This window comes from Bradyrhizobium sp. cf659 (assembly GCF_900113725.1).
In the GTDB taxonomy this organism is placed as follows: Bacteria; Pseudomonadota; Alphaproteobacteria; order Rhizobiales; family Xanthobacteraceae; genus Bradyrhizobium.
In genome coordinates, this window is record NZ_FOQJ01000007.1 from 1 (window position 1) to 22107 (window position 22107).

A 22107-nucleotide genomic window follows, 5' to 3' on the forward strand; every position below is an offset into this window, starting at 1 on the left:
CTTCCCAAGGCTTGAGCATGTCTTTGCCGATCGGATTTATCGCGGCAAACAGCTCGTCAACGCACTCTCCGACTGCGGACCATGGACGATCGAGATCGTCGAGCGACCGCTCGGGGTCAAAGGCTTCCAGCTCCTGCCCAGGCGCTGGGTCGTCGAGCGTACCTTTGCATGGTTCGGCAGATGTCGTCGCCTCTCCAAAGACTTCGAAGGCTCCGCCGCCACCGAGCTAGCCTGGTTGCTCGCCGCCCATCTGAGGCTCCTAACTCGCCGCTTGGCCAGACCCTGAAGACGCCCACGCTTTTTGAGTCAGGCTCTGAGGTGCTCGGCGCGCGGTGCGAAGCAGCGCGCGCCGAGCCTCGAAGGATGCACGGCCCGAGCTGATGCAGCCGGGCCGTCGCCCTTCGAGGGCCGCCGAAGAAGCGGCCACCTCAGGGTGACGGGGATAATGTCGTGCTCTTGGCTGCCTTCGCGTCGTTGCGAGCGCGCGACCGCGGTGCGGCCGCGCCGGAGTTGAGCTCAGCGGAAGTCGCCCTTGGTCTCGGGGATCACGATCGCCCCGATCAGGTAGATCGCGAAGACACCGACCGCGAAGTATGCCAGCGACATCGGAATCTCCGCCGGACTGCCGCTCACCAGCGAGACGAAGGTCGGCATCATGCCGCCCAGCGCGAAGCCGATGTTCCAGGACAGGCCCGTGCCGCTGGCGCGCAGCGCGGTCGGGAAACGCTCGTTCAGGAAGATCAGCACCGGCGCGTAACCGGCATTGCCGATGAAGGCGATGGCCAGTGCAAGAAGTGTGATCTGCATCGTGTCCTTGGTGGCGGCAAGGTTGAGATAGCACAGCGGCAACAGCACCGCCGCCAGGACGCCGATGAACAGGAACGTCTTCTTGCGGCCGATGCGGTCGCTCAGCGCGCCCACCAGCACCGCGGAGAAGAACGCCGACACGCTCGCGCCCATCAGGATCAGCGACGAGGTCTGGTTCGGAACCGCGTTGATGACTTTCAGAAAGCTCGGCAGGTAGCCCGAGGTCAGGTAGTAGCCGGCGCCGCCGCCGAAGGTGATGAGCAGGTTGACCAGCAGCACGCCGCGATACTCGCCGGAGAACACGTCCTTGACCGGCGCCTTCGAGACCTTCGCCTGCTTGTTGCCCTGCTGGCGCTTGAGTTCCTTAAAATAGGGCGACTCTTCGAGGTTCCTGAAGATGAACCAGCCAAGGAGCGAGCTCAGCAGCCCCGAGAAGAACATGAAGCGCCAGCCCCACACCGCGAAGGCATCGCCGGGGAAAACCGAGGACGTGACCAGGAAGATGAACGACGCCAGCAGCGCGCCGATGCCGGCGCCGCCGCCGCCGACCAGGCCCGACATTGCGCCGCGCCATTGCGGCGGCACCGATTCCGTGCCGATCGTATGGGTGGAGGCGACGACGCCACCGACGAACACGCCCTGCACCAGGCGCAGGACCAGGAAGATCACCGGCGCGATCACGCCGACCTGCGCGATGGTCGGCAGCAGGCCGAACGCCGCCGTGGAGAGACCGACGCCGATAATGGCAATCAGCATGGCCTGCTTGCGGCCGTGCACGTCGGCATAATGGCCGAACACCGCCGATCCGAGCGGCCGCATCAACAGCGTGACGGCGAACGAGCCGTAGACCGCCGCCAGCGACAGCGCCGCGTTGCTCGACGGAAAGAACAGCGCGCCGACCACCGGCGCCACGTACAACAGAATGAACAGGTCAAACAGGTCGAGCGCCCATCCCAATACGGATGCAATGATCGCGTTGACCATTTGCTTGTTGTCGGCCGACGCCTCGGCGCCCGCGACCGGCATATCCATCTCAGCCATTTTGTTTACCCTCCCCGTTTGAGCAGCGCCGCGGTGCGCGCCATCGCGAACCGCGGCAGATGTTTATGGTGTTTGATCAGCGGCCGACGAATTTCGGCGGACGCTTGGCGTTGAAGGCCTCGACGCCCTCCTTGAAGTCATCCGACTGGCGCAGCCGGCTGTAGCAATGGCCTTCCAACTCGATCGCGATCGCCAGCGTCGAGTCCTCGGTATCGTTGAGGAGCTTCTTGGCGGTGCGCTGCGCCAGCGGCGAGAAGCTGCGGAGCTCGTCGACCAGCTTGTCGGTCGCCTTCTCCAGCTCGGCATCCGGCACGCATTCGGTGGCGATGCCCCATTCCAGCGCCTGCTTCGCCGAGATGCGCTTGGAGCGCATCACGATGTCCTTGGTGCGGGTGATGCCGACCATCTTCTGGAGGCGCGCCGAGCCGCCGGAGCCCGGGATCTGGCCGAGCTTCTGCTCCGGCAGCGCGTATTGCGTGGTTTCCGAGGCGATGCGGAAGTCGCAGGCGAGCGACAGCTCGAAGCCGACGCCGAAGCAATAGCCGCGGTTGGCGACGATGACAGGCTTGGCGCAGCGCGCGGGCGCGGCGATGTTCCAGGCGAGCTTGGAGACGTGCTCGGGGCTCGCCTCCATGAAGCCGCCGATATTGCCGCCGCTGGAGAAGTGCTCACCCTCGCCGCGCAGCACGATGATGCGGACGCGCGGATCCTCGTCCAGGGTCTCGAAGGTCATCCGGAGCTGGTCGCGCTGCGGCATCGCCACGACGTTGTAGGGCGGACGCCCCAGGATGATGTCGGCGCGCTCATGCGCCTCGTCGATCTCGACCTTGAACCCGTCGAGCTTGGCCAGCCGGGGATCGGCAAAATTGTAGGGTGACGGCATTTTTGCTTCCTTCTGTTGATGGTGATGATCAGGCGGCGTCCGATGGTGGCAGGCGCTCGGCCTCGTATTCTCCGGCAACGAGCAGCCGCCGCAGCAGCTTGCCGACGGGCGATTTCGGGATCGCGTCGACGAAGACGTAGCGGCGCGGCCGCTTGAAATTGGCAAGGCCCGAGGTGCGGCAGAACTGCTCCAGCTCGACCTCGGAGACCTGGCGATTGCGCTTGACGAAGGCGGCGACGACCTTGCCCCATTTCTCATCGGCGACGCCGACCACCGCGACCTCGTCGACGGCGGGGTGCAGCGACAGGCAGCTCTCGATCTCGACCGGCGAGACGTTCTCGCCGCCGGTGATGATCATGTCGTCGACGCGGCCGGTGACGAAGAGGTCGCCGTCGGGATCGACGAAGCCGGTGTCGCCGGTGAAGTACCAGCCTTCGCGCAGCGACCTGGCGTCGGCCTCGGGGCGCCGCCAATAACCTTCGAACGCCTCGTCACCGGCGAGCGTGGCGATGATCTCGCCCTCCTCGCCGACCGCAGCAAGCTCCGCCACCGAACGTGCGCCGATGCGCACGACCCTGACGTGCTGGTTCAGCCCGGCCCTGCCGGCCGAGCCGGGCTTTGCCGCCGCGTTCTGGTCGATCGTGAAAGTGTAGATCTCGGAGCTGCCGTAATGATTGACGAACAGGTCTGGCCTGAACGCCTCGTCCAGCTTCTTGAGAAGGCCATCGGTCATCGACGCGCCGGCGAATCCGAGCTTGCGCACGCTGGAGACGTCGGTCTCGGCGAAGGCCTCGTGATGGACGAGATCGTGATAGAGCGTCGGCACCAGATAGAGATTCGTGATTGCTTCCTGCTCGATCAGCGCCAGCGCCTGGCGGCTGTCATAGCGCGGCAGGCAGATGAAGGTGCCGCCGATCAGCGACATCGCCAGCAGCGAGCGGACGCCCATGGTGTGGTAGAGCGGCATCACGCCGAGCGTGCGCTCGCCGCGGCCGTAGAGGTTTTGCGCGACATGGGCGATCGCCGCGGCGCGTTCGGCACGATGCCGGCGCGGCACACCCTTCGGCCGCGAGGTCGTGCCGGATGTGTAGAGCATGATCGACCACGCATCGGCACCGACGCGGGGCGCAGCGTCCGGCGCGCTGTCTCCGATCAGATCGGCAAAGGAGGTCGCCTCGCCCGTCCCGGGATCGACGGAAGCACGGAGCAATCGGCCTGCGAGCGATGAGCCCCGCACGGCCTCGGCGGAGATGTCCTGATAGAAGACCGCACAGGCCTCGGCGTTCTCGATGCAGTAGTCGAGCTCATCGGCCTTGGCGCGCCAGTTGATCGGCGTGATCACGAGACCTGCGAACTGGCAGGCCCAGTGCAGGGTTGCGGCTTCCCAGCGGTTTTGCAGCAAGGTGACGACGTGATCGCCGGGCTTGAGGTCGAGGCGGTCGAAGGAGGCCACGAGGGCTGAGATCTTGTCGTACCACTGCCGGTAGGTCAGGCGGAGATCGCCGTCGACCAGCGCGATGGCGTTGGGATCGCGCGCGGCGCTGGCAATGAAGCTGCTGGCGAGATCAAGCATTCGACGTCTCTTTTGTGGATGAAGCAAGCTGGGCGGCGGCTTCCAGCGCCGCCTGGATGATCGGGGTGTAGCCGGTGCAGCGGCACAGGTGCCCGCTGAGGAGATCGCGGATGTCCGCTTCCGTCGGCGACGGGTTGCGGCCCAGATAATGGTCGAGCGACATCAAGATGCCGGCTGTGCAGAAGCCGCACTGGAGCGCGTGGTTGCGGCGGAAGGCCTGTTGCAGCACGCCGAGCCGGTCCGCCGAGGGAGCGAGTCCTTCGACCGTCTTGACGTCGCAGCCATCGGCTTGCGCGGCGAGCGTCAGGCAGGACCGGGTCAGCATGCCGTCAACGACCACGGTGCATGCGCCGCAGACGCCATGCTCGCAACCGACATGGGTGCCGGTCGCGCCAAGTTGATGGCGGATGAAATCCGAGAGCAGCATGCGCGGCTCGGCCTCCCCCTCGACCGGATTGCCGTTCAGCGTGAAGCGGATGGCATGGCGGGCGTCGGATTTGAGACGGGTCATTGCAGCACCTCGCCGACCAGATCGCGGCCGATCATGCGCACGAGGTCGCGGCGGTAGCGCGCGGTGGCGTGGACATCGTCGCGCGCACCGAGTTCGTAGGCGAAGGCATTCAAGGCATCATCGAGCGCACTTCCCTCCAGACGCGGCCAGTCGCGCGCGGTCGGGACGTCAGCGACACCACCGACAGCGAGGCGAACACCGGTTGGCGTCTTCATCGCAGCGCAGGCGACGATGGCAAAATCGCCGTGGCGGCGCGCGACCTCGCGAAAGGCGAAACGCGATCCCTTGACGACCGGCAGCGAGATGCCTTCGATCAGCTCGTCGTCCGCACGCGCGGTCAGCATCATGCCGGCGAAAAACTCTCTGGCTGCGACGCGGCGACGGCGCTTAGCGCTGCGCAAAAACACCTCGCCGCCAAGCGCGACCAGCGTCAGCGGCATCTCGGCGCTGGGATCGGCATGCGCGAGAGAGCCGCAGATCGTGCCGCGGCTGCGGGTCTGGACGTGCCCGACCCAGGGCAGCGCCAGCGCCACCAGCGGCAACGTCTCGGCGAGGTCCGGCCAAGCCAACAGATCGGCCTGACGTACACCGGCGCCGATGACGACGGCGGCCTTCTGCCGCTCGATCTTGCGCAGCTCCTTGAGGCGCATGATGTCGATCAGCAGCTTCGGCCTGGCGAGGCGCATGTTGAGCATCGCCATCAACGACTGCCCGCCGGCGAGCACGCGCGCGTCGCCGCCTTCCTGTGCGAGCCCATCGAGGACGTCGCCGACGGTTTCGGCGCGGAGATAGTCGAATGCGGGCGGCTTCATCGGCGCCCTCCGAACAGGCCGGCTGCCTTCGCCAACAGGCCGAACAACGAGAAGCCACCGCCCGCCGCGCCACCGCCGCCGGCCTTGCGGGCGAGCGCAGTGAAGAATTGGCCGATGATCACGCGCGTCGCGCCGTCGAGCAGACGGCCGCCGATGCTCGCGACCTTGCCGCCGATGGCGGCGTCGTAGCTGTAGGTCAACAGCGTGCCGCCATTGCCGTCGGGCGCGAGCGTGATGCGTCCCTCGGCACTCCCGAAGCCGAGCGCACCGGTGGCCCCGCCGCGCAGTGTCACTGCGTGCGGCGGGTCGAGATCGAACAGCTCGACCTCGGCACGATAACGTCCGGTGACGGGGCCGATGCCGAGCGTTACGTCGGCACGGAAATGCGTATCGGTGATCTTGTCGACGCGCTGGCAGCCGGGAATGACGGATTGCAGCGTCGCGGGATCGAGCAGCATGGCCCAGACCTGCCCGGGCGCGCCCTTCACCGAGGCGTGCCCTTCCCCGCGAAGCCGCCGGTCGCCTTCGCGCACCGGCGCCGCGGTCACACCGCCTGCCGGAGGCGGCGGCTCGGAGCCACGCACGAGCTCGGCAAGCCGCGCCGGCACCAGCGGCAAGGTGATATCGGCGACGCCAAGCGCATCCGCCACCGCATTGGCGAGGCAAACCGGCGTCGACATGCAATTGCCTTCGCCGACGCCCTTGGCACCGAGCGGCGTGAACGGCGACGGCGTCTCCATATGAATGATCTGCGGCTCGGGCACCTCCGTCGTGGTCGGCAGCAGATAATCGGCGAGCGTTCCCGTGAGAAAGCTGCCGTCATCGGCGTAGGCGTATTCCTCGTAGAGCGCGGCCCCCAGTGCCTGCGCAAAGCCGCCCCGGATCTGGCCGTTCACCATGCCGGGATGCAAGATGGTGCCGCAATCATGCATGGTGACGTAGCGGTCGATCCGCGTCTCCAGCGTGGTGCGATCGACCTCGACGCCGCAGAAGTCGAAGATAAAGCCGTGGCAGAGCGAGGAGTTGATGCGGTCGTCGTCATCGGGCGGCGTCAGCTCCCGCGGCGTCCAGAACACGGTCTCGCGGATGGTCTGGCCGGCATCCTCGGGCAGCGAGCCCGGCGACCAGTGGCTGAGCGCGGCGACGCGCGAGAACGCAATGCGGTTCTCCGGATTGCGTTTTGAGGCGACGAAGCCCTTCGCAAACACGATATCCGACGCCTCGACGTTCAACTGGCCGGCAGCGATGCGCGCGAGTCGGGCGACGACGCGCTCGGCCGCCAGCTTTGCCGTGCCGGCCACGGCTGCCGCGAAGCGGCTGGCGTAATTGCCCGATGCGATCGACCAGGCATCTTTCGCCGTGTCGATCTCGGTGTTGACGCGGATGTCCTTCGGCGCGAGGCCGAAAACGTCGGCAACGACCTGCGACAGCACGGTGCGATGGCCCTGCCCCTGCGGCACGGAGGCGACGTGAACGGTGACGCTGCCGACCGGGTCAAGGCCGACCGTGGCGGTCGCCTGCGCGCCGTTCTTCGGCCCGGCCTTGCGGCGTTCGGCAGCCGTGAGCACGGTCGTTATGTAGCCCATGTTCGATACGCTAGGCTCGACCACCGCGGTGAAGCCGATGCCGTAGAGACGCCCCTGCTCCCGCGCCGCGTCCCGCCGCACCTTGAGTTCGGCAAGCCTGCCCTGCTCGACAGCGCGCGCGATCGCTTCCTGATAGTTGCCGGAATCGAGCAAGGCGCCGGTCGCGGTGCGATAGGGAAAGGCGCCGGCGTCGATCAGATTGCGTCTGATGACATCGAGCGGATCGAGGCCGAGGCCGATCGCGATCCGCTGCACCAGCCGTTCCAGCGCAAAATAGACCTGCGGTCCGCCGAAGCCGCGGTTGAGGCCGGTCGGCGTCTTGTTGGTGACGACGACGCGGTTGCGGATCTTGACGTGGCGGATGTCGTAGGCGCCGGTGAGATTGCCGTGCATGCGGTAGAGCGTGGCGGGCTCGGGAGCACGCAGGTGCGCGCCGCAATCCTCGACCTGGTCCCAATCGAGCGCGAGAATCTTGCCGTCGGCCGCAACCGCAGCCGCCAAGGTTGTCGCGCGGTTGGTGGCCGACACCGAGGCGGTGAGATGCTCGAGCCGGTCCTCGATCCACTTGACGGGCCGCCCCGTGACGCGCGCTGCGGCGGCGATCAGCACGATATAGGGAAAGACGCCCTGCTTGACGCCGAAGCTGCCGCCGGAATCCGGCGGCGTGCGCAGCCGCAGCCGGTTGCCCGGCACTTTCAGCGCGCGCGCAATCACGGTGTGGATGCTGAACGGGCCCTGGAAATTGGCGAGGACCTCGAAGGCATCTTCGGCTGCATCGTGCGAGGCAACGACGCCATAGGTCTCGATCGGCGTGCAGGAGTTGCGGGGATATTTGATGTCGATCGAGAAGCGATGCGGCGCGCCCGCAAAGGCGTTTTCAGGGTCGCCGTAGCGGAAGCTGCGATCGCTGGCGAGATTGCCGGGAAAGCCGTCGTGCAGCACGGGCGCGTCCGGCGCGAGCGCACCAAGCGGGTCGATGACGGCGCCGCGCGGACGATACGCGACGTTGATCAGTTCGGCTCCATCCTCGGCGCGGGCGCGGTCGCTCGCCACGACCACCGCCACGGGTTCGCCGACATAGCGCACACGGTCCATCGCGATCGGCCAGCACTCGACCGGGGCCTTCACGCCGACGACCAGGCTCGTCGTGACGGCCTTGACGTCGCTGCCGATCAGAACCGCCGTGACGCCCGGCAGCCGCATTGCGGCTTCAACATCGATCGAGACAATATCCGCGTGCGCATGCGGCGAGCGCAGGATCGTCGCATGCAGCGTGCCGGGCTGGACGCCGAGATCGTCGATGAAGCGGCCGCGGCCGCTGAGCAGCGCGGCATCCTCGACGCGCTCGATCGAGCGTCCGACCCATGGCCTGTCGCCGCTCTTGTCCTGATCGACCGACTTTGCGGACTTGACCGCAGCCTGCACCATGTCCCGGCATGCCTCCCGACGCGTTCTTTGACGCGACGGCGACAGTTGTCAGGACAGGGGCGGTGCGGGCCATACCGCCCGCTCTCACGACTTACCAAATCGTCTCATTCGAGCACGTGCAGCGCAATATCAGCCTGCAAGAATCAACCTGCAAGACGCGAGACGTTGCGAAACTCGCGCGGGCTGACGCCGGCGTGGTCGCGGAAGAAGCGCGTGAAATGCGCGGGCTCCGGAAAACCAAAACGCTCGCTGAGCTCGCCGAGCGGCGTGTCCTCGCGCATCACGGCATCGAGCGCGCGCTCCATGCGAACGACGTTGAGATAGAGCTTTGGCGAGACGCCGAGCGAGGTCTCGAACAGGCGGAAGAACTGCGCGCGCGACAGGCCCGCGCCCTTCACGAACTGGTCGACATTGGCATAGGAGTCGTGCACCCGCATCGCATCCATCGCGCGCCGGATGCGCCAGTCGCAGCTCACCGCGCTCATGCCGCGGATCGAGGTCGGAAAGCTGCGCCAGGGCGTGAAGCGCTCGATCACCGCGATCATCAGGTCGGACAGCGTCTGCTCATGGGTCCGCACCGCATCCGGATTCGCCATCATCTCGGCCGCAAGGTGCAGCGTGAGCTGGCGGATGCGCGGCGACACCTCGCCCGAGGGCCGCTCGAAAAAGCCGGGTGCACCGCTCGCCGCCCAGCCGGGGCGAAACTCCTTCAGCCACTCCGGCTCGATATAGAGCGCCATGATGAGGGTGCGCGGACGATTGACGTCATGCACGTAAGCGTGCGGCTTCCAGCCGTCGACGAGAACGGCGGCGGTGTCCGTCAGCGGCGTGACCTGGTCGCCCACGAGAAACTGCGTGTCGGCGCCCTCGACCTTGAGCAGGACATGGCAGTGATGATGGGCGTGGCGGACCAGCGAACGGTCCATGTCGAGCAGAGCGACCCTGCCGAAAGCGCCATGAGCGATGCGCAGGGCCGTCGACATCAGTTCCTTCCTCCCAGCATTGCGCTGCAAAACGATTGGCTTGTTGGCGCGGCACTATATGCAGCACCCGCTACATATTCCAACGGTGCAAAGGGACGCAAGTTGCTCTCGGGCGGTAACCTGCTCATGTCCGCGCCTCCGCGAGCAACCACGCGACCGCAGCGCCTGGGTCAGCCTGCAAGGCAGTGGCCAGGTCGACCGCCTCCTCGCCCTTGACGCGGATGCGCTTGAAGGCGAGCTCGGGTGCGCTCACGGGCGCGGTCGCATCCAGGCCCATCTTGGCGCTGATGCCGTTGTCGGAAGTCGGATCCAGCTTCGAGCCCAGTGCACCTGCAACCACCATGAGGTCGCGGTCGGCCTGGAAGCGCGTCGCCACCGCCCACTCGACCTCCTCGGACGAGGAGATGTCGACGTCCTTGTCCACCACGACCACCTGCTTGATGTCGTAATGGGCGCCGAAGGCGCACATCATGACGTTCTTCGGCTCACCGTCATTGGTCTTGTCGAGTCTGATCGCGAGATGATAGCGGCAGGTGCCGCCGCGCGTCAGGCGGACGTCGATCACGCCAGGAAAGCTGCGCCGCAGATGCTGGAGCAGCGTCGCCTCGCGCGGCACTCCGCCGAGGATCAGATGCTCGAAGCCGCCACCGACGATGGTGTGGAAGATCGGCTTGGCACGATGCGTGATCGCATCGACCTCGATCACCTCGCGGTTGGCACGCGGGCCGTAATATTGAGGGAATTCGCCGAACGGTCCCTCCGGCTCGCGGACGCCTTGCAGAATGCGTCCCTCGATCACGATCTCCGCGTGCGCGGGCACGCGGACCGAATTGGTGCGGCATTTGACGACGTCCACAGGCGAACCGAGCAGCGCTCCCGCGATCGCCATCTCATCCTCGTCCAGCGCTGCGATCGCCTGCGAGGCCAGCAGCAGCGCCGGATGCGCGCCGATCACGATCGCGATCTCCAGCGCCTGGCCCATCTCTTCGGCGAGCCGATAGTAGGAGAAGGTGTGCCGCGGCAGCAGCAACACGCCGATACGGTTCCTGCTGCTGATCTGGCAGCGATGAATCGAGACGTTCTGCACGCCGGTCTTCGGATTGCGGGCGATCAGCAGGCCGGCCGTGATGTAGGGGCCGCTGTCGCGTTCATTGTGCTTGGGGACCGGAAGCTGACGGAGCAGATCGACATCCTCGTGGACCACCTCCTGGACAGGCCCACTTGCCACTTCGTGGGTCGGCAGCGGATTGCTTGCGGCGGCCAGAAACCGCGGCAGCAACTGGTCCTCGGTCGCGCCGATGGAGTCCGCAACCCAGTCACGCCCGGCAAACAGATTGGCGACGACGGGGATTTCGTGCCCGTCGGGGCGCGGGAACAGCACGGCGCTGTCGCGCTCGAGCCGCTTGGCGACGGCGGCGAGCTCGTCGGCAAGTCCAATGCCCTCACGAGCAATCGCCAGCTTGCCGCGTTCGGCGAGACAAGCGAGCCAGGCGCGCAGATCGGCGGGCGCGTTCGCCCCTTTGCTCGCAACATTTTCCATTCGCATACGAGTCATTCCTTGGTCTCTAAAGTCAGGGCGCGATCTTGCGCAGCGACGGCGAGCGGCGCTTGAGCGCTTCATCCTCGCCCCAGCGGCGCACGACGCCGATATCGATGTTAAAGAGATCGAGCACGCGGCCGACGGTGTGCTCAACCATATCGTCGAGGTTTTCAGGCTTGGCGTAGAAGGCCGGCACGGGCGGTGCGATGATCGCGCCCATTTCCGACAGCGCCGTCATGGTCCTGAGATGACCGGTATGCAGCGGGGTCTCGCGCACCATCAGCACCAGGCGCCGGCGCTCCTTGAGGACAACGTCGGCGGCGCGGGTGAGCAATGTGGTGGTTACGCCGGAGGCGATCTCGGACATCGAGCGCATCGAACACGGCGCGACGATCATCCCGGCGGTGCGGAACGAGCCGCTCGATATCGCCGACGCCATGTCGTCGATCGCATGGCTGACATTGGCGAGCGCCCTCACCTCCGCGATCTTCAGATCGGTCTCATAGGCAAAGGTCTGCTCGGCGGTCTTCGACATGACCAGATGGGTCTCGACGCCGGCATTGCGCAGGAGCTGAAGCAGGCGCACGCCGTACGTGACGCCCGAGGCGCCGGAAATGCCGATGATCATCCGCTTGGGCGTGTCCTGCATGACTCTGATTTTGCTCCCGGGCACGCGCGCCCATCGGGGCCATGCGGTTCGCCGGAAGACTAGGCAATCCCATCCATCACCACAAATAATGATTGATTATAGAATTCATCATCTGAGATGATGGCCCGAAACCAAGATTGGCGAACGAAGGACAGGTCCGTGGAACTCAGGCAGATGCAATATTTCCTGTGCCTCGCCGAGGAGAAGAACGTCACCCGCGCGGCCCGCCAGCTCAACATCGTGCAGCCGGCACTGAGCATGCAGATCTCCAAGCTCGAGGCCGAGCTTGGCCAGAAACTGTTCGATCGCAGCGTCCAGGGCATGACGCTGACCAGCGCCGGCGAGGCGCTCGTGCGGCTGACGGCGCCGATCGTGCGCGATGCCGAATATGCGCGGCAGGAGATGGCGCAGCTCGGTGGACGCATCTCGGGCCGGGTCTCGGTCGGCCTCATCACGTCGGTGGCGCAGAGCACCATGGCGAGTTCGTCAGCGACTGTCGCCAGCCGCTATCCCGAGATCGCGCTGTCCGCCTGCGAGGGCTACACCGAGACGCTGGTCGACTGGGTCAACACCGGCCAGCTCGACTTCGCGCTGATCAACGTGCCACGCCGGAAGACGCCCCTTGCTGCCCATCACGTCATGGACGAGGAGATGGTGTTCGCCTGCCGCAAGGACTGCCCGATCAAGCCGCCGGCAAAATTGCGCTTCGATCACATCGCGAATTTCGACCTCGTCCTGCCCTCGAAGCGGCACGGCCTGCGGTTGATCCTGGACGAGCATGCGGCGGCTCTCGGCATCGACTTGAGACCCCGGCTCGAGCTCGACACGCTCCCTGCTCTCTGCGATGTGATTGCGACCACGGATTTCGCCACCGTGCTGCCGACCATTGCGCTCCGGCAATCGCTGGCGAGCGGTACCATCCGGGCGCACCGCTTCGACGAGCAGCGCGTCGTGCGCTCGATCGCGTGGGTGCACCACCCGCGGCGAACGGTGTCCGTCGCGGCGAAGGCCGTGCTCGACGTCATCACCCACGACCTAGCGCAGGCCGCCGCCACCGCGAAGGAGTTCGTGGAGCCTGCTTTGCGTGGCGCGAACTCGTCGTACCGCAAGGCGCGAAAGACGCCGCGGCGGAAAACGCGCTCTTGAATGCAGAATTTCCGCGCGGACAAGATGTCGCGCCCACTGCAAAATGAGACGGGTTGGTAAGTTTTGAGACCAGCCGGCATGACGGTCGCATCAAGCCGCTAACTACGGTCCAGGCGCAGAAAATCGCGACCTGGCGCTCATCCCGGACGACTCTTGTCCCCGACGATCCCTGGGCGCGCGGAACAAGACACGGTCGGGAGATTCAGTGCGAGATGGCAAGGTTCGGTCGCGGCAAGATCACGGACAGCACAGCGCGGCACGCTGAGGGATTTCACCCGGACCGCAGGTCTTTGCTGTCGCTCGGCGCAGGCGCGGCTCTCGCCGCCACCGGGCTGCTTCCTGCACAGGCGCAAGACTATCCGACCCGGCCGGTCCAGGTGCTCGTTCCCTTTGCCGGGGGCAGCGCCAGCGACGTCATCACGCGTATCCTGCTCAACCGCATGGCCACGTCACTCGGACAGGCCTTCGTGGTCGACAACCGCCCCGGTGCCGGCGGCAATATCGGCACCGCGGCCGCGGCGCATGCGGCGCCCGACGGTTACACCTTGCTGATGAGCACCTCCGGCCCGCTGGCTGCGAACAAGTCGCTCTACAAGGAGCTCCCCTACGATCCGCAGAAGGATCTCGCGCCGATCGGCCTGTTCGCGACCTTGCCGAATGTCGTCGTGATCAATTCGCGGCTGCCGCCGAAATCGCTGCACGAGCTGATCGACTACGCCAAGGCGCATCCGCGCGAGCTGAACTACGGCACCGTCGGCGTCGGCTCGTCGCAGCACCTGGCGGCCGCCTATTTCGAGCAGCTCACCGGCACCGAGATCACCCACGTTCCCTACCGCAACATCGCAGCCTACACGCCGGACTTCATCGCAGGGCAAGTGCCGCTCGGCTTCCAGCTGTTGCCGAACGTCATCGGCCTGATCAGGAACGGCGATGCGCGCCCGCTCGCGGTGGCCAGCGACAAGCGCATGACCGCACTTCCGGACGTGCCGACCGCGGCCGAGGCCGGTCTGAAGGATTACGAGAGCGCCGCATGGCTTGCTCTGCTCGCGCCCGCGAGCACCGGCAAACCCGTGATCGATAAGCTCTATGCGGCGATGGTGGAAGCCGTGAACGATCCGAAGGTACGCACCCTGTTCGTCGAGCAGGGCGCCGAGCCCCTGGTGATGGACCCGCAAGGCCTGAAGGATTTCATGACCTCCGAGACCACGAAATGGGCCGGGATCATCAAGAAGATCGGCATCGAGCCGATGTGACTCTCACGTCGGGTCGATGCGAGGATCACACCAGGCTCGACTTGCCGCGGCTCAGCACTTCGCCCGCGCCCTTGTCGCCGACGATCTTGCCCTGCTCGTACACCACCCGGCCCCGCGCGATGGTGGTGACGGGCCAGCCGGTGACGTCAAAGCCCTCCCACGGCGTATAGTCCGCGCCGTGATGCAGATCGGCCTGCCGGATCGGCTTCTTTAATTTGGGGTCCCACAGGGCGATATCGGCATCGAAGCCGACGCCGATCGAACCCTTGCGCGGATAGAGGCCGTAGATGCGCGCATGGTTGGTCGCGGTCAGCTCGACGAATTTTTGCAAGCTGATCCGTCCCTTCGACACGCCCTCGGAGAACAGGATCGGCAGCCGCGTCTCGACACCGGGGATGCCGTTCGGCACCCAGCGGAACGAAGTGCGTGCGTTCGGCGTCAGCTTGCCCCTGGGATCGTCGTAGCGGAACGGGCAGTGGTCGGACGAGAAGGTCTGGAACACGCCTGACGTGATGCCTTCCCAGATCGCCTGCTGGCTCTCGGCATCGCGCGGCGGCGGCGAACAGACGTATTTCGCGCCTGACATGTCCATGTTCAGGCCCTTCATGTCGTCGGCCGTCAGCGTGATGTATTGCGGACAGGTCTCGGCATGCACCGGCAGGCCGCGCTGCTGCGCCCAGCGCACCTGCTCCATCGCCTCGCGCCCGGAGACGTGCACGATCATGATGGGAACGCCGACGATTTCGGCATGGCTGATGGCGCGATGCGTCGCCTCGCGCTCGACGGCCTGGGGCCGCGAGACGCCGTGATAATAGGGCGCGATATGGCCTTCGCGCTCCAGCTTGGAGGTGAGGAAACGGATGGCGTCGTAGCCCTCGCAATGGACCATCACCAGCGCCTCCTCGCGGCGCGCGACGTCGAAGACCTCGAGCAGCTGCTTGTCGCTGAGCACGAGGTCGTCATAGGTCATAAACACCTTGAACGAGGTGTAGCCGTCCTTGACGAGGGCCGGCAGCTCCTGACCGAGCACGACCGCGGTCGGATCGGAAATGATGAGATGGAAGGCGGTGTCGATGTAGCACTCGCCTTCGGCGAGCCTGCGGTAGTTCTCGACGCAGGTCCGCAGCGAGGTGCCCTTCTCCTGGAGCGCGAAGGGCAGCACCATGGTGTTGCCGCCGGCCGCCGCCGCGCGCGTCGCCGAGGCAAAGTCGTCGGCCATCACCACGTCCGGGCCGGAGGGCTGGGAGATGTGGACGTGGCTATCGATCCCGCCCGGCAGTGCCAGCAGGCCCGTCGCGTCGATCTCGCGCGCCGCGCCCTCGATGCTGTCCGCGATGCTGACGATGCGGCCGTCGCGGATGCCGATATCGGCACGAAATTCGTCGCTGGCCGTCACGATGGTGCCGCCGCGAATGGCGAGATCGAGCTGGGTCACTTGCGTCTCCGTCACTTGATGACCGCTGATGTCTGGAAGATCCGGCCCCACGGCGCAAGAGCCCTGATGTCGCCGCCGGCGAGGCTCAGGGTTCGCCAGAGCGTGACCGCAACCGAGTCCAGCACCGCAACATCCAGTTCCCGCTCGAGCGAAGCCGCAAGCGCCGCGCCGTCAAGATTGGTGCAAAGGATGACGACCGCGTCGGCGCCCTCAGCCGCCACCGCACGGATCATGCCGGCAATGGTCGCAGGCGCGACCTCGCCGAAGGAGAAATTGTCGCGCAGCCCGAGGTGCCGCTCCGTGTGCGGGGCGATCCCCGCCTCGGCCCAGACATCGCCGATCCGTCGCTGCACATCGTCGGTGTAGGGCGAGACGACGCCGACCCGTTTGGCGCCGAGCGCACGGGCGGCATCGATGCAGGCGAGCGTCGACGTGGTGGCGGGCACGCCTGTGCGTTCCGTGATCGCCTCGCAAAGGCTCCGGTCGCGGCCGACGCCGAGCCAGCTTGCGGACGTGCCGTTCCAGGCGATGGCGTCGACTTTCGCATCAGCCAGCAGGTCCGCCGCCGGCAACATGGCGGAGGCGTCGAACTGGCTCAGCGCAGCGGCGTCCAGTGCAATCTCGGTGACGCGGAAGCGCGAGAAATGCGCGGTGATATCAGCCACGCCATGCAGCATGGCGCTGGTGACGGGCTCGAGCACCGAGTTGGAGGATGGCGTGATCATGCCGAGACGCTTGCGCATGACCATACTCTACGACGCCTGCGCGAGGCGCGTCGACTCCTCGCGGATCAAAGCCAGGATGTGGCGCTTGGCGTCGTTGAATTCGGGGCTGGTGATGTCCCGCGGGCGCGGCAGGTCGAAATTGACGGCCTCGCGGATCCGGCCCGGCCGCTTCGTCATCACCACGATCTTGTTGCCGAGCACCAGCGCCTCGTCGACGCTGTGGGTGACGAACACGATGGTGCAGCGGCGCTTCTGCCAGATCGCGACCAGCTCCTCCTGCATTTCGAGCTTGGTCTGGGCGTCCAGCGCCGCGAACGGCTCGTCCATCAGGATGACGCTCGGGTTCATCAGCAGCGCGCGGGCGATGCCGACCCGCTGGTTCATGCCGCCGGACATTTCGGAAGGATGATGATGCTCGAAACCGCTGAGGCCGACGAGGTCGATGAACTCCATGGCGCGGTGGTGCCGCTCGGCCTTGCCGACGCCCTTGAGCTTGAGATGGAACGCGATGTTGTCGATGGCCGTCAGCCACGGCATCAGGGTCGGCTGCTGGAACACCACGCCGCGGTCCGAGCCGGGCCGCTCCACCTGCTTGCCGCCAACCAGCGTACGCCCGGAGGTCGCCTGCTCGAAACCGGCGATGATGTTGAGCAGGGTCGACTTGCCGCAGCCGGACGGACCGAGCAGACAGACGAAGTCATTGGCCTCGATGTCGAGATTGATGTTGTCCAGCGTCAGCAGGTCGCGGCCGCGCCGCTTGTCTGAAAACACCTTGACGATGTTGCGAAGCTCGATTGCCGCCATCAGCCTGCCCTGCCCTGCACGGTGGTGGTCTGCTGCCAGCGCAGCGTGCGCGCCATGATCGCCTTGAGGCCGAGATCGGAGAGATAGCCGAGCAGCCCGATCGAGATCATCGCCGCCAGCACGATGTCGTAGCGCAGGAAGTAGTAGGAATCCCACAGCACGTAGCCGAGGCCGCTCTTGACCGCGACCATCTCGGCGGTGACCGTCAGCATCCAGGCCGATCCGACCGCGATGCGCAGGCCTGCGAAGATCGAGGGCAATGCCGCCGGCAGCACGATGTCGGTCAGCATCTGCCGCTGGCTTGCGCCCATCATCGCGCCGGCACGCACGAGATTGTGGTCCACGGTCTTCACGCCGTGAATGCTGTTCATCAGCACGGGAAAGAAGGCGCCGAGGAAGACCAGGAAGATCGCCGGCTTGTCGGCAATGCCGAACCAGATGATCGCCAGCGGAATCCAGGATACCGGCGGGATCGGCCGCAGCATCTGGAGCGTCGGCTCCAGCGTCTTCTCGAACAGGCGCGACCAGCCGATGGCGACACCGGCGAGAATGCCGAGGAAGCTAGCCAGCGCAAAGCCGCCGAACACTCGCAAGGCACTGGCGAGCGCATCGCGCAGCCAGTGCCCGGAATAGGTCTGCGTGGTCTCGTCGAAGCCGAACACCCAGTCGCCGAGCGCATGCAGCACCGCGCTCGGCGCCGGCAGCAGCGCCGGCGGCAGCATGCCGCTGCGGGCAACGGCTTCCCAACCGGCGATCAGCAGCGCGGGGACGACGACGCGTTCGAGCCCCTGAAACGCCCGTGTCAGCCGGAACGCCGGCTTGGCCGGCGCGGCGTCAATAACCGAGGTCATTCTTGGCTTTTCCCGTGGCCTGCTCGAGGAACGAATAGTCCATGTTCTTCGCTGCGTCCGCGGAGACGTCCTTCGAGATGTATTTGAGGTCGCGCATCATCGCCGCGATCGCGAGCGTCTGCGAGCGATGGATCGCCGGATCCGGCGCGGCATTTTTCAGCGCTTCGGTCGCCACCGTCTTGTCGAGGCCGGTGAGCTTGTTGATGACCTCGATCCACGGCCCCTTGTCGGCGATCAGCTTGTTGTCGAGCTCGACCACGGCGCTGACGACGCCCTGGACGCCGGCGCGCTGGCTGGCGATCACGTCGGATCGGGTGACGATCAGGTTGGTGAGATTCCCCGCGGCCTGCTCATACGGCAGCACGAAGTGCTTGCCGGCGCCGGCGAGCCTGATCTGCGAGGCGAACGGCTCGACCGAGCAGATCATGTCGACCTCGCCGCGCTGCAAGGCTGCGAGATGGTCCGACGGATTGGGAATATTGATGAACTGGATGTCCTTGTTGGGATCGACGCCCTGCTTGAGAAACGCGCCGCGCATGTGGATGTCCTGCGCATTGCCGCGGGACGCTGCGACCTTCAGCGGCTGACCGTCGCTCTTCGCTTTCAGAGCGGTCGCCTTGAACGTAGCCCAGTCCTCCGGCGGAAGGTTCAGCTTCGCCGAGGAGAGGCATTCCGAGCCGCCGTTGATCTGGCCGGACACGGCGACGACGTCAAAGCCTTTGTCGAGCGCGGTGATGTAGTGGAGATAGGTGACCTGCGCGACGTCGATGCTCTTCGACACCAAAGCGGTGAGGACGTCATTGCCCGAGTTGAAGCCGGTGGCCTCGACCTCGACACCCTTCGCCATGCCGGAAATCAGCGACATCGGCAGGCAGTGCGCACATTTGGCGTAACCGAGCTTGATCTTGGCGGTCTGCGCGGAGGCGGGATCGCTTCCACCGAACATCGCCGCCATCACCACGAGGCCCAATCGCAAACTCGTCCGCATCGCTTACTCCGTTTCGAAGGCGCGAGGTCTCGCGCGTCGCCGAAGATCATCGGTCGGCCTTTGCGGCAGCGCAACGGGGATTCTGCATGCTGCATACAATTTGCGCGTTGTGCCATTGTTTTCAGCGAGATGCGTCGGTATTTTGGGCAGGTCAAAGGGCTGGAAACGGCTAGGATGAGCGGAAGCAGTGAGGCACCCGTGCAGCAGAAATCGGAAGCGCCGAAGGGACGAAAGTCGCCCAAACTCAAGCGGATGGGCCTGCATGAGCGCGCCGCCGCGCGGATGCGGACGATGATCATCCGTGGCGAGCTGCCACCGGGATCGCAGACCCAGGAAACCAGGCTGTCGAAGGAGCTGGGCGTCTCGCGCACGCCCTTACGTGAGGCGATGAAGGTGCTGGCGGCGGAAGGGTTGATCGAGCTGCGCCCCAATCGTAGCCCGCGCATCGCCGACATCGCCGTCGACGGCATCTCGGAATTGTTCGAGGCGCTGGCCGGCATCGAGCGGCTGGCCGCAGAGCTTGCTGCGGAGCGCGCCACCGAGCGCGATCTCGCCCGCCTGCGCACGCTTCAGACCCGTATGGAGGGTCATCACCGCAACGGCAAGCTCGACGATTACTTCGCCATCAACGGCGAGATCCACAACACCATCGTCCGCATGGCGCGCAACACGCCGCTGCGCGAGGCGCACGAGACGCTGATCTCCCGCGCCGAACGCGCGCGTTACCTCGCGCTCGGCGCTAACAGCCGCTGGAGCAATTCGGTCGACGAGCACGCCGACATCCTGGCAGCGCTCGAGGCGCGCGACAGCGAAACGGCCGGCCGCCTGCTCGGCGCCCATGTCCGGCGCACCGGCACCGCCCTGCTCGAAGTGATCGCCACCTCTCAAGCCAAGCAGACGGCGGCGTGACCATGAAGCTGCTGCTGCTCAACCCCAACACCAGCACCGAAGTCACGCAGCTGATGATGCGGGTCGGGCAACGCGCGGTTTCGCCCGGCACGGAGCTGATCCCCTGCACCGCGACCCGCGGCGTGCCCTATATCGCGACACGGACCGAGGCGCAGATCGGCGGCGCCATCGCGCTGGAGATGCTGGCCGAGCAGCACAAGAAGGTCGATGCCGCGATCATCGCCGCCTTCGGCGATCCCGGCCTGTTCGCCGCGCGCGAAACCTTCGACATTCCCGTGGTCGGCATGGCGGAAGCGGCGATGCTGACGGCGTGCATGGCCGGCCGCCGCTTCGCCATCGTCACCTTCGCCCAGGCGCTGGGGCCCTGGTACGAAGAATGCGTCCGCGCCCACGGGCTGTGGGAGCGCTGCGCCGGTATCCGCATGCTCGACACGCCGTTCCAGGCGATCTCCGAGGTCGGCACCGAGAAGGAGGATGTGCTGGTCGATCTCGCGCAGCGCGCCATTGTCGAGGACGAGGCCGACGTGCTGATCTTCGCCGGCGCGCCGCTTTCGGGCCTTGCCGAACGCGTCGCCGACCGGATCCCCGTCCCCGTGGTCGATCAGGTCATTGCCGCCGTGAAGCAGGCCGAGGCGCTGGTGACGCTGCGCCTGCGCAAGGCGACGGTGGGCACGTTCCGCCGGCCCGCCGCCAAGCCGACCATCGGTCTTGCCGCCGCGCTCGCCGCCCGGCTCGAGCATCGCGACAGCTGATCAGAGAGGCGGCCGGCGATGCGAAAAACCCAATTCGTTCTCGATGATACGGCCGAAGGCAAACAAGCGGGATTCGCATCCCGGCGGCGCGATGATCTGGATTCCGAACGGCAGCTCGTTCACCTGACGCCGCGCCGGCAGGGTCAGGACCGGAAACCCGACCAGCGACACGATGAAGGTAACGGCGAGATAGTCGATCGGCGTCTCCAGCGGCGCGCCGTCGATTGCGGTGACGTCGCTGATCTCGTTCGGCCACGGCAAGACCGATGCCGCCGGCGCGACCAGGACGTCGGCGCGCGTGAACAGCTCGCGAAAGCTGCGGTAGATCGCCGTGCGGCGGCGCTCGGCATTGAGATAATCTTCGGCGGAGAGCTTTGCGCCCGCCTCGATATTCCAGATCACGGTGGGCGTGAGCTCGGCGCGGCGCGTTCTCAGCAGCTCACCATAATTGTTGGCAATGTGAGCGGCGCGCAACGTCCGAAAGGTCTCGATCGCGCCGCCGCATTCGGGCGAGGCTGGCACGAGATCGGCAATGCGTGCGAGCTCGTCGCAGGCGGAGGCGAAGCGGGCTCGAACGTCGCGCGAAACCGGCGCGACGCCAAAGTCAGGCGTGACGGCGATCCGGGGACGTCCCGCAAGTGGCCGGTCGTCACTGACAACGCCGGCCGAGAGCGGATCGTGTGCGTCGCTTCCCGCGCATACCGACAGCGCAAGTTCGAGGTCGTCGACGCCGCGGGCGAGGAAGCCGTGGGTGGCCAGCATGTCCCAGCCGAGCGGACGGCGCGGCGACGGAATGCGGCCGGGCGTCGGCCGGATCGAGGCGACGTCGCAGAAGCTGGCGGGCGTCCGCACGGAGCCGCCGAAATCGGTGCCATGCGCCAGCGGCACCATGCCGGCCGCGACCGCGACGGCGGAGCCGCCGGACGATCCGCCGGAGGTCAGCGCGGGATCGAAGGGATTGCGCGTCGGCCCACGCAACCGGTTGGTGCAGACCGCACCGAAGCCGAATTCCGGCGTGTTGGTCTTTCCCAGAATGATCGCACCGGCGCGCCGCAGCCGGGCCACCACGAGATCGTCCTCCGCCGGGACGTGATCGCGGAACAGAGCCGATCCGTAAGTTGTCGTGATCCCGCCGGTATCGGTGAGGTCCTTGATCCCTATCGGCACACCATGCAGAGGTCCGATCGGCGCGGGCGCCGCATCGCAGATTTCCACCGCACGGCGGGCACCCTCCGCATCGACCGTGACAAACGCCGCCAATTGGGTATCGAGGCTCGCGATCCGCGCGAGGTGCGCCTCGACGGCTTCACGCGAGGACAGCTCGCCCCTGGCGATGGCGCGCGCAAGCTCCGTGGCCGTGAGGTCGCAAACCGATGTCATCGGGCCACCATGCCAAATCGCGCATCGAAAGGCGAGCGCTTCGGGCACGAG

General features: G+C 66.3%; 20 protein-coding genes. 5 read left to right on the forward strand and 15 right to left on the reverse strand.

From position 1 onward, the window contains the following. The coding region (locus tag BM118_RS25820; protein WP_143099525.1) for a transposase at positions 1-286 on the forward strand (286 nt) is incomplete at its 5' end. A gap of 230 nt (positions 287-516) precedes the next feature. Here BM118_RS25820 and BM118_RS25825 read toward each other — a convergent pair. From BM118_RS25825 to BM118_RS25865, 9 genes are all read right to left on the reverse strand, one after another. Next, entirely contained in the window at positions 517-1848 is a 1332-nt protein-coding gene (locus BM118_RS25825; RefSeq protein ID WP_092188605.1) for an MFS transporter, read from the reverse strand. A gap of 76 nt (positions 1849-1924) precedes the next feature. After that, complete coding sequence (locus tag BM118_RS25830) at positions 1925-2731, reverse strand: enoyl-CoA hydratase/isomerase family protein (protein ID WP_092188607.1); 807 nt, start codon at positions 2729-2731, stop codon at positions 1925-1927. A gap of 28 nt (positions 2732-2759) precedes the next feature. Next, positions 2760-4304 (reverse strand): AMP-binding protein, encoded by a 1545-nt coding sequence (locus BM118_RS25835; RefSeq protein ID WP_092188609.1) that lies wholly within the window; start codon positions 4302-4304, stop codon positions 2760-2762. Then, a complete protein-coding gene (locus BM118_RS25840; protein WP_092188611.1) occupies positions 4297-4815 on the reverse strand; it encodes a (2Fe-2S)-binding protein in 519 nt (172 codons plus the stop codon). The genes BM118_RS25835 and BM118_RS25840 overlap by 8 nt, the downstream gene beginning before the upstream one ends. Further along, positions 4812-5627: an FAD binding domain-containing protein gene (locus BM118_RS25845; protein WP_092188613.1), complete on the reverse strand. Its 816-nt coding sequence runs from the start codon at positions 5625-5627 to the stop codon at positions 4812-4814. The genes BM118_RS25840 and BM118_RS25845 overlap by 4 nt, the downstream gene beginning before the upstream one ends. Further along, a complete protein-coding gene (locus BM118_RS25850; RefSeq protein ID WP_177234689.1) occupies positions 5624-8641 on the reverse strand; it encodes a xanthine dehydrogenase family protein molybdopterin-binding subunit in 3018 nt (1005 codons plus the stop codon). Before BM118_RS25850 ends, BM118_RS25845 begins: the two co-directional genes overlap by 4 nt. A gap of 143 nt (positions 8642-8784) precedes the next feature. Then, positions 8785-9624, reverse strand: a complete 840-nt coding sequence (locus BM118_RS25855) for a helix-turn-helix transcriptional regulator (protein ID WP_092188618.1) — start codon at positions 9622-9624, stop codon at positions 8785-8787. Positions 9625-9748: 124 nt separating this feature from the next. After that, complete coding sequence (locus tag BM118_RS25860) at positions 9749-11170, reverse strand: UbiD family decarboxylase (protein WP_092188620.1); 1422 nt, start codon at positions 11168-11170, stop codon at positions 9749-9751. A 25-nt stretch (positions 11171-11195) separates the two neighbouring features. Beyond that, positions 11196-11813 carry a UbiX family flavin prenyltransferase gene (locus BM118_RS25865; protein WP_092188622.1) on the reverse strand — a complete coding sequence of 206 codons (618 nt, stop codon included), beginning with the start codon at positions 11811-11813 and terminating at the stop codon, positions 11196-11198. Positions 11814-11987: 174 nt separating this feature from the next. Here BM118_RS25865 and BM118_RS25870 point away from each other — a divergent pair, with 174 nt between their 5' ends. Further along, positions 11988-12959, forward strand: coding sequence for a LysR family transcriptional regulator (locus tag BM118_RS25870; RefSeq protein ID WP_177234733.1), 972 nt, complete (start codon positions 11988-11990; stop codon positions 12957-12959). 212 nt (positions 12960-13171) lie between these two features. Beyond that, positions 13172-14212: a Bug family tripartite tricarboxylate transporter substrate binding protein gene (locus tag BM118_RS25875; protein WP_092188626.1), complete on the forward strand. Its 1041-nt coding sequence runs from the start codon at positions 13172-13174 to the stop codon at positions 14210-14212. A gap of 25 nt (positions 14213-14237) precedes the next feature. Here the strand turns inward: BM118_RS25875 and hydA are convergent, their stop codons facing one another. Genes hydA through BM118_RS25900 form a run of 5 tightly spaced genes read right to left on the reverse strand, consistent with a single transcriptional unit; the run spans position 14238 to position 19015 of the window. Next, positions 14238-15647, reverse strand: a complete 1410-nt coding sequence (gene hydA / locus BM118_RS25880) for a dihydropyrimidinase (RefSeq protein WP_177234690.1) — start codon at positions 15645-15647, stop codon at positions 14238-14240. Between the two features lie 11 nt (positions 15648-15658). Then, positions 15659-16396 carry a maleate cis-trans isomerase family protein gene (locus tag BM118_RS25885; protein WP_092188630.1) on the reverse strand — a complete coding sequence of 246 codons (738 nt, stop codon included), beginning with the start codon at positions 16394-16396 and terminating at the stop codon, positions 15659-15661. A gap of 3 nt (positions 16397-16399) precedes the next feature. Continuing rightward, a complete protein-coding gene (locus BM118_RS25890) occupies positions 16400-17176 on the reverse strand; it encodes an ABC transporter ATP-binding protein (RefSeq protein WP_092188632.1) in 777 nt (258 codons plus the stop codon). After that, positions 17176-18027, reverse strand: a complete 852-nt coding sequence (locus BM118_RS25895; RefSeq protein WP_092188634.1) for an ABC transporter permease — start codon at positions 18025-18027, stop codon at positions 17176-17178. The genes BM118_RS25890 and BM118_RS25895 overlap by 1 nt, the downstream gene beginning before the upstream one ends. Then, positions 18011-19015 carry an ABC transporter substrate-binding protein gene (locus BM118_RS25900; RefSeq protein WP_092188637.1) on the reverse strand — a complete coding sequence of 335 codons (1005 nt, stop codon included), beginning with the start codon at positions 19013-19015 and terminating at the stop codon, positions 18011-18013. The genes BM118_RS25895 and BM118_RS25900 overlap by 17 nt, the downstream gene beginning before the upstream one ends. Before the next feature lie 174 nt (positions 19016-19189). Here BM118_RS25900 and BM118_RS25905 point away from each other — a divergent pair, with 174 nt between their 5' ends. Continuing rightward, entirely contained in the window at positions 19190-19924 is a 735-nt protein-coding gene (locus BM118_RS25905) for a GntR family transcriptional regulator (protein ID WP_244550256.1), read from the forward strand. 2 nt (positions 19925-19926) lie between these two features. Continuing rightward, the gene (locus BM118_RS25910; protein ID WP_177234735.1) at positions 19927-20676 is read left to right on the forward strand and encodes an aspartate/glutamate racemase family protein; all 750 of its coding nucleotides are present in this window, start codon (positions 19927-19929) and stop codon (positions 20674-20676) included. Here the strand turns inward: BM118_RS25910 and BM118_RS25915 are convergent, their stop codons facing one another. Next, on the reverse strand, positions 20677-22056 hold the full coding sequence (locus BM118_RS25915) for an amidase (RefSeq protein ID WP_092188643.1): 1380 nt from the start codon (positions 22054-22056) through the stop codon (positions 20677-20679). It lies immediately after the preceding gene. Positions 22057-22107: the final 51 nt, after the last annotated feature.

Bases quoted from the DNA above. Each gene is read 5' to 3' on its own strand.
- BM118_RS25825 (WP_092188605.1), bottom strand. From the start codon at position 1,848: ATGGCTGAGATGGATATGCCGGTCGCGGGCGCCGAGGCGTCGGCCGAC.
- BM118_RS25830 (WP_092188607.1), bottom strand. From the start codon at position 2,731: ATGCCGTCACCCTACAATTTTGCCGATCCCCGGCTGGCCAAGCTCGAC.
- BM118_RS25835 (WP_092188609.1), bottom strand. From the start codon at position 4,304: ATGCTTGATCTCGCCAGCAGCTTCATTGCCAGCGCCGCGCGCGATCCC.
- BM118_RS25840 (WP_092188611.1), bottom strand. From the start codon at position 4,815: ATGACCCGTCTCAAATCCGACGCCCGCCATGCCATCCGCTTCACGCTG.
- BM118_RS25845 (WP_092188613.1), bottom strand. From the start codon at position 5,627: ATGAAGCCGCCCGCATTCGACTATCTCCGCGCCGAAACCGTCGGCGAC.
- BM118_RS25850 (WP_177234689.1), bottom strand. From the start codon at position 8,641: ATGGTGCAGGCTGCGGTCAAGTCCGCAAAGTCGGTCGATCAGGACAAG.
- BM118_RS25855 (WP_092188618.1), bottom strand. From the start codon at position 9,624: ATGTCGACGGCCCTGCGCATCGCTCATGGCGCTTTCGGCAGGGTCGCT.
- BM118_RS25860 (WP_092188620.1), bottom strand. From the start codon at position 11,170: ATGCGAATGGAAAATGTTGCGAGCAAAGGGGCGAACGCGCCCGCCGAT.
- BM118_RS25865 (WP_092188622.1), bottom strand. From the start codon at position 11,813: ATGCAGGACACGCCCAAGCGGATGATCATCGGCATTTCCGGCGCCTCG.
- BM118_RS25870 (WP_177234733.1), top strand. From the start codon at position 11,988: ATGCAATATTTCCTGTGCCTCGCCGAGGAGAAGAACGTCACCCGCGCG.
- BM118_RS25875 (WP_092188626.1), top strand. From the start codon at position 13,172: ATGGCAAGGTTCGGTCGCGGCAAGATCACGGACAGCACAGCGCGGCAC.
- BM118_RS25885 (WP_092188630.1), bottom strand. From the start codon at position 16,396: ATGGTCATGCGCAAGCGTCTCGGCATGATCACGCCATCCTCCAACTCG.
- BM118_RS25890 (WP_092188632.1), bottom strand. From the start codon at position 17,176: ATGGCGGCAATCGAGCTTCGCAACATCGTCAAGGTGTTTTCAGACAAG.
- BM118_RS25895 (WP_092188634.1), bottom strand. From the start codon at position 18,027: ATGACCTCGGTTATTGACGCCGCGCCGGCCAAGCCGGCGTTCCGGCTG.
- BM118_RS25900 (WP_092188637.1), bottom strand. From the start codon at position 19,015: ATGCGGACGAGTTTGCGATTGGGCCTCGTGGTGATGGCGGCGATGTTC.
- BM118_RS25905 (WP_244550256.1), top strand. From the start codon at position 19,190: ATGAGCGGAAGCAGTGAGGCACCCGTGCAGCAGAAATCGGAAGCGCCG.
- BM118_RS25910 (WP_177234735.1), top strand. From the start codon at position 19,927: ATGAAGCTGCTGCTGCTCAACCCCAACACCAGCACCGAAGTCACGCAG.
- BM118_RS25915 (WP_092188643.1), bottom strand. From the start codon at position 22,056: ATGACATCGGTTTGCGACCTCACGGCCACGGAGCTTGCGCGCGCCATC.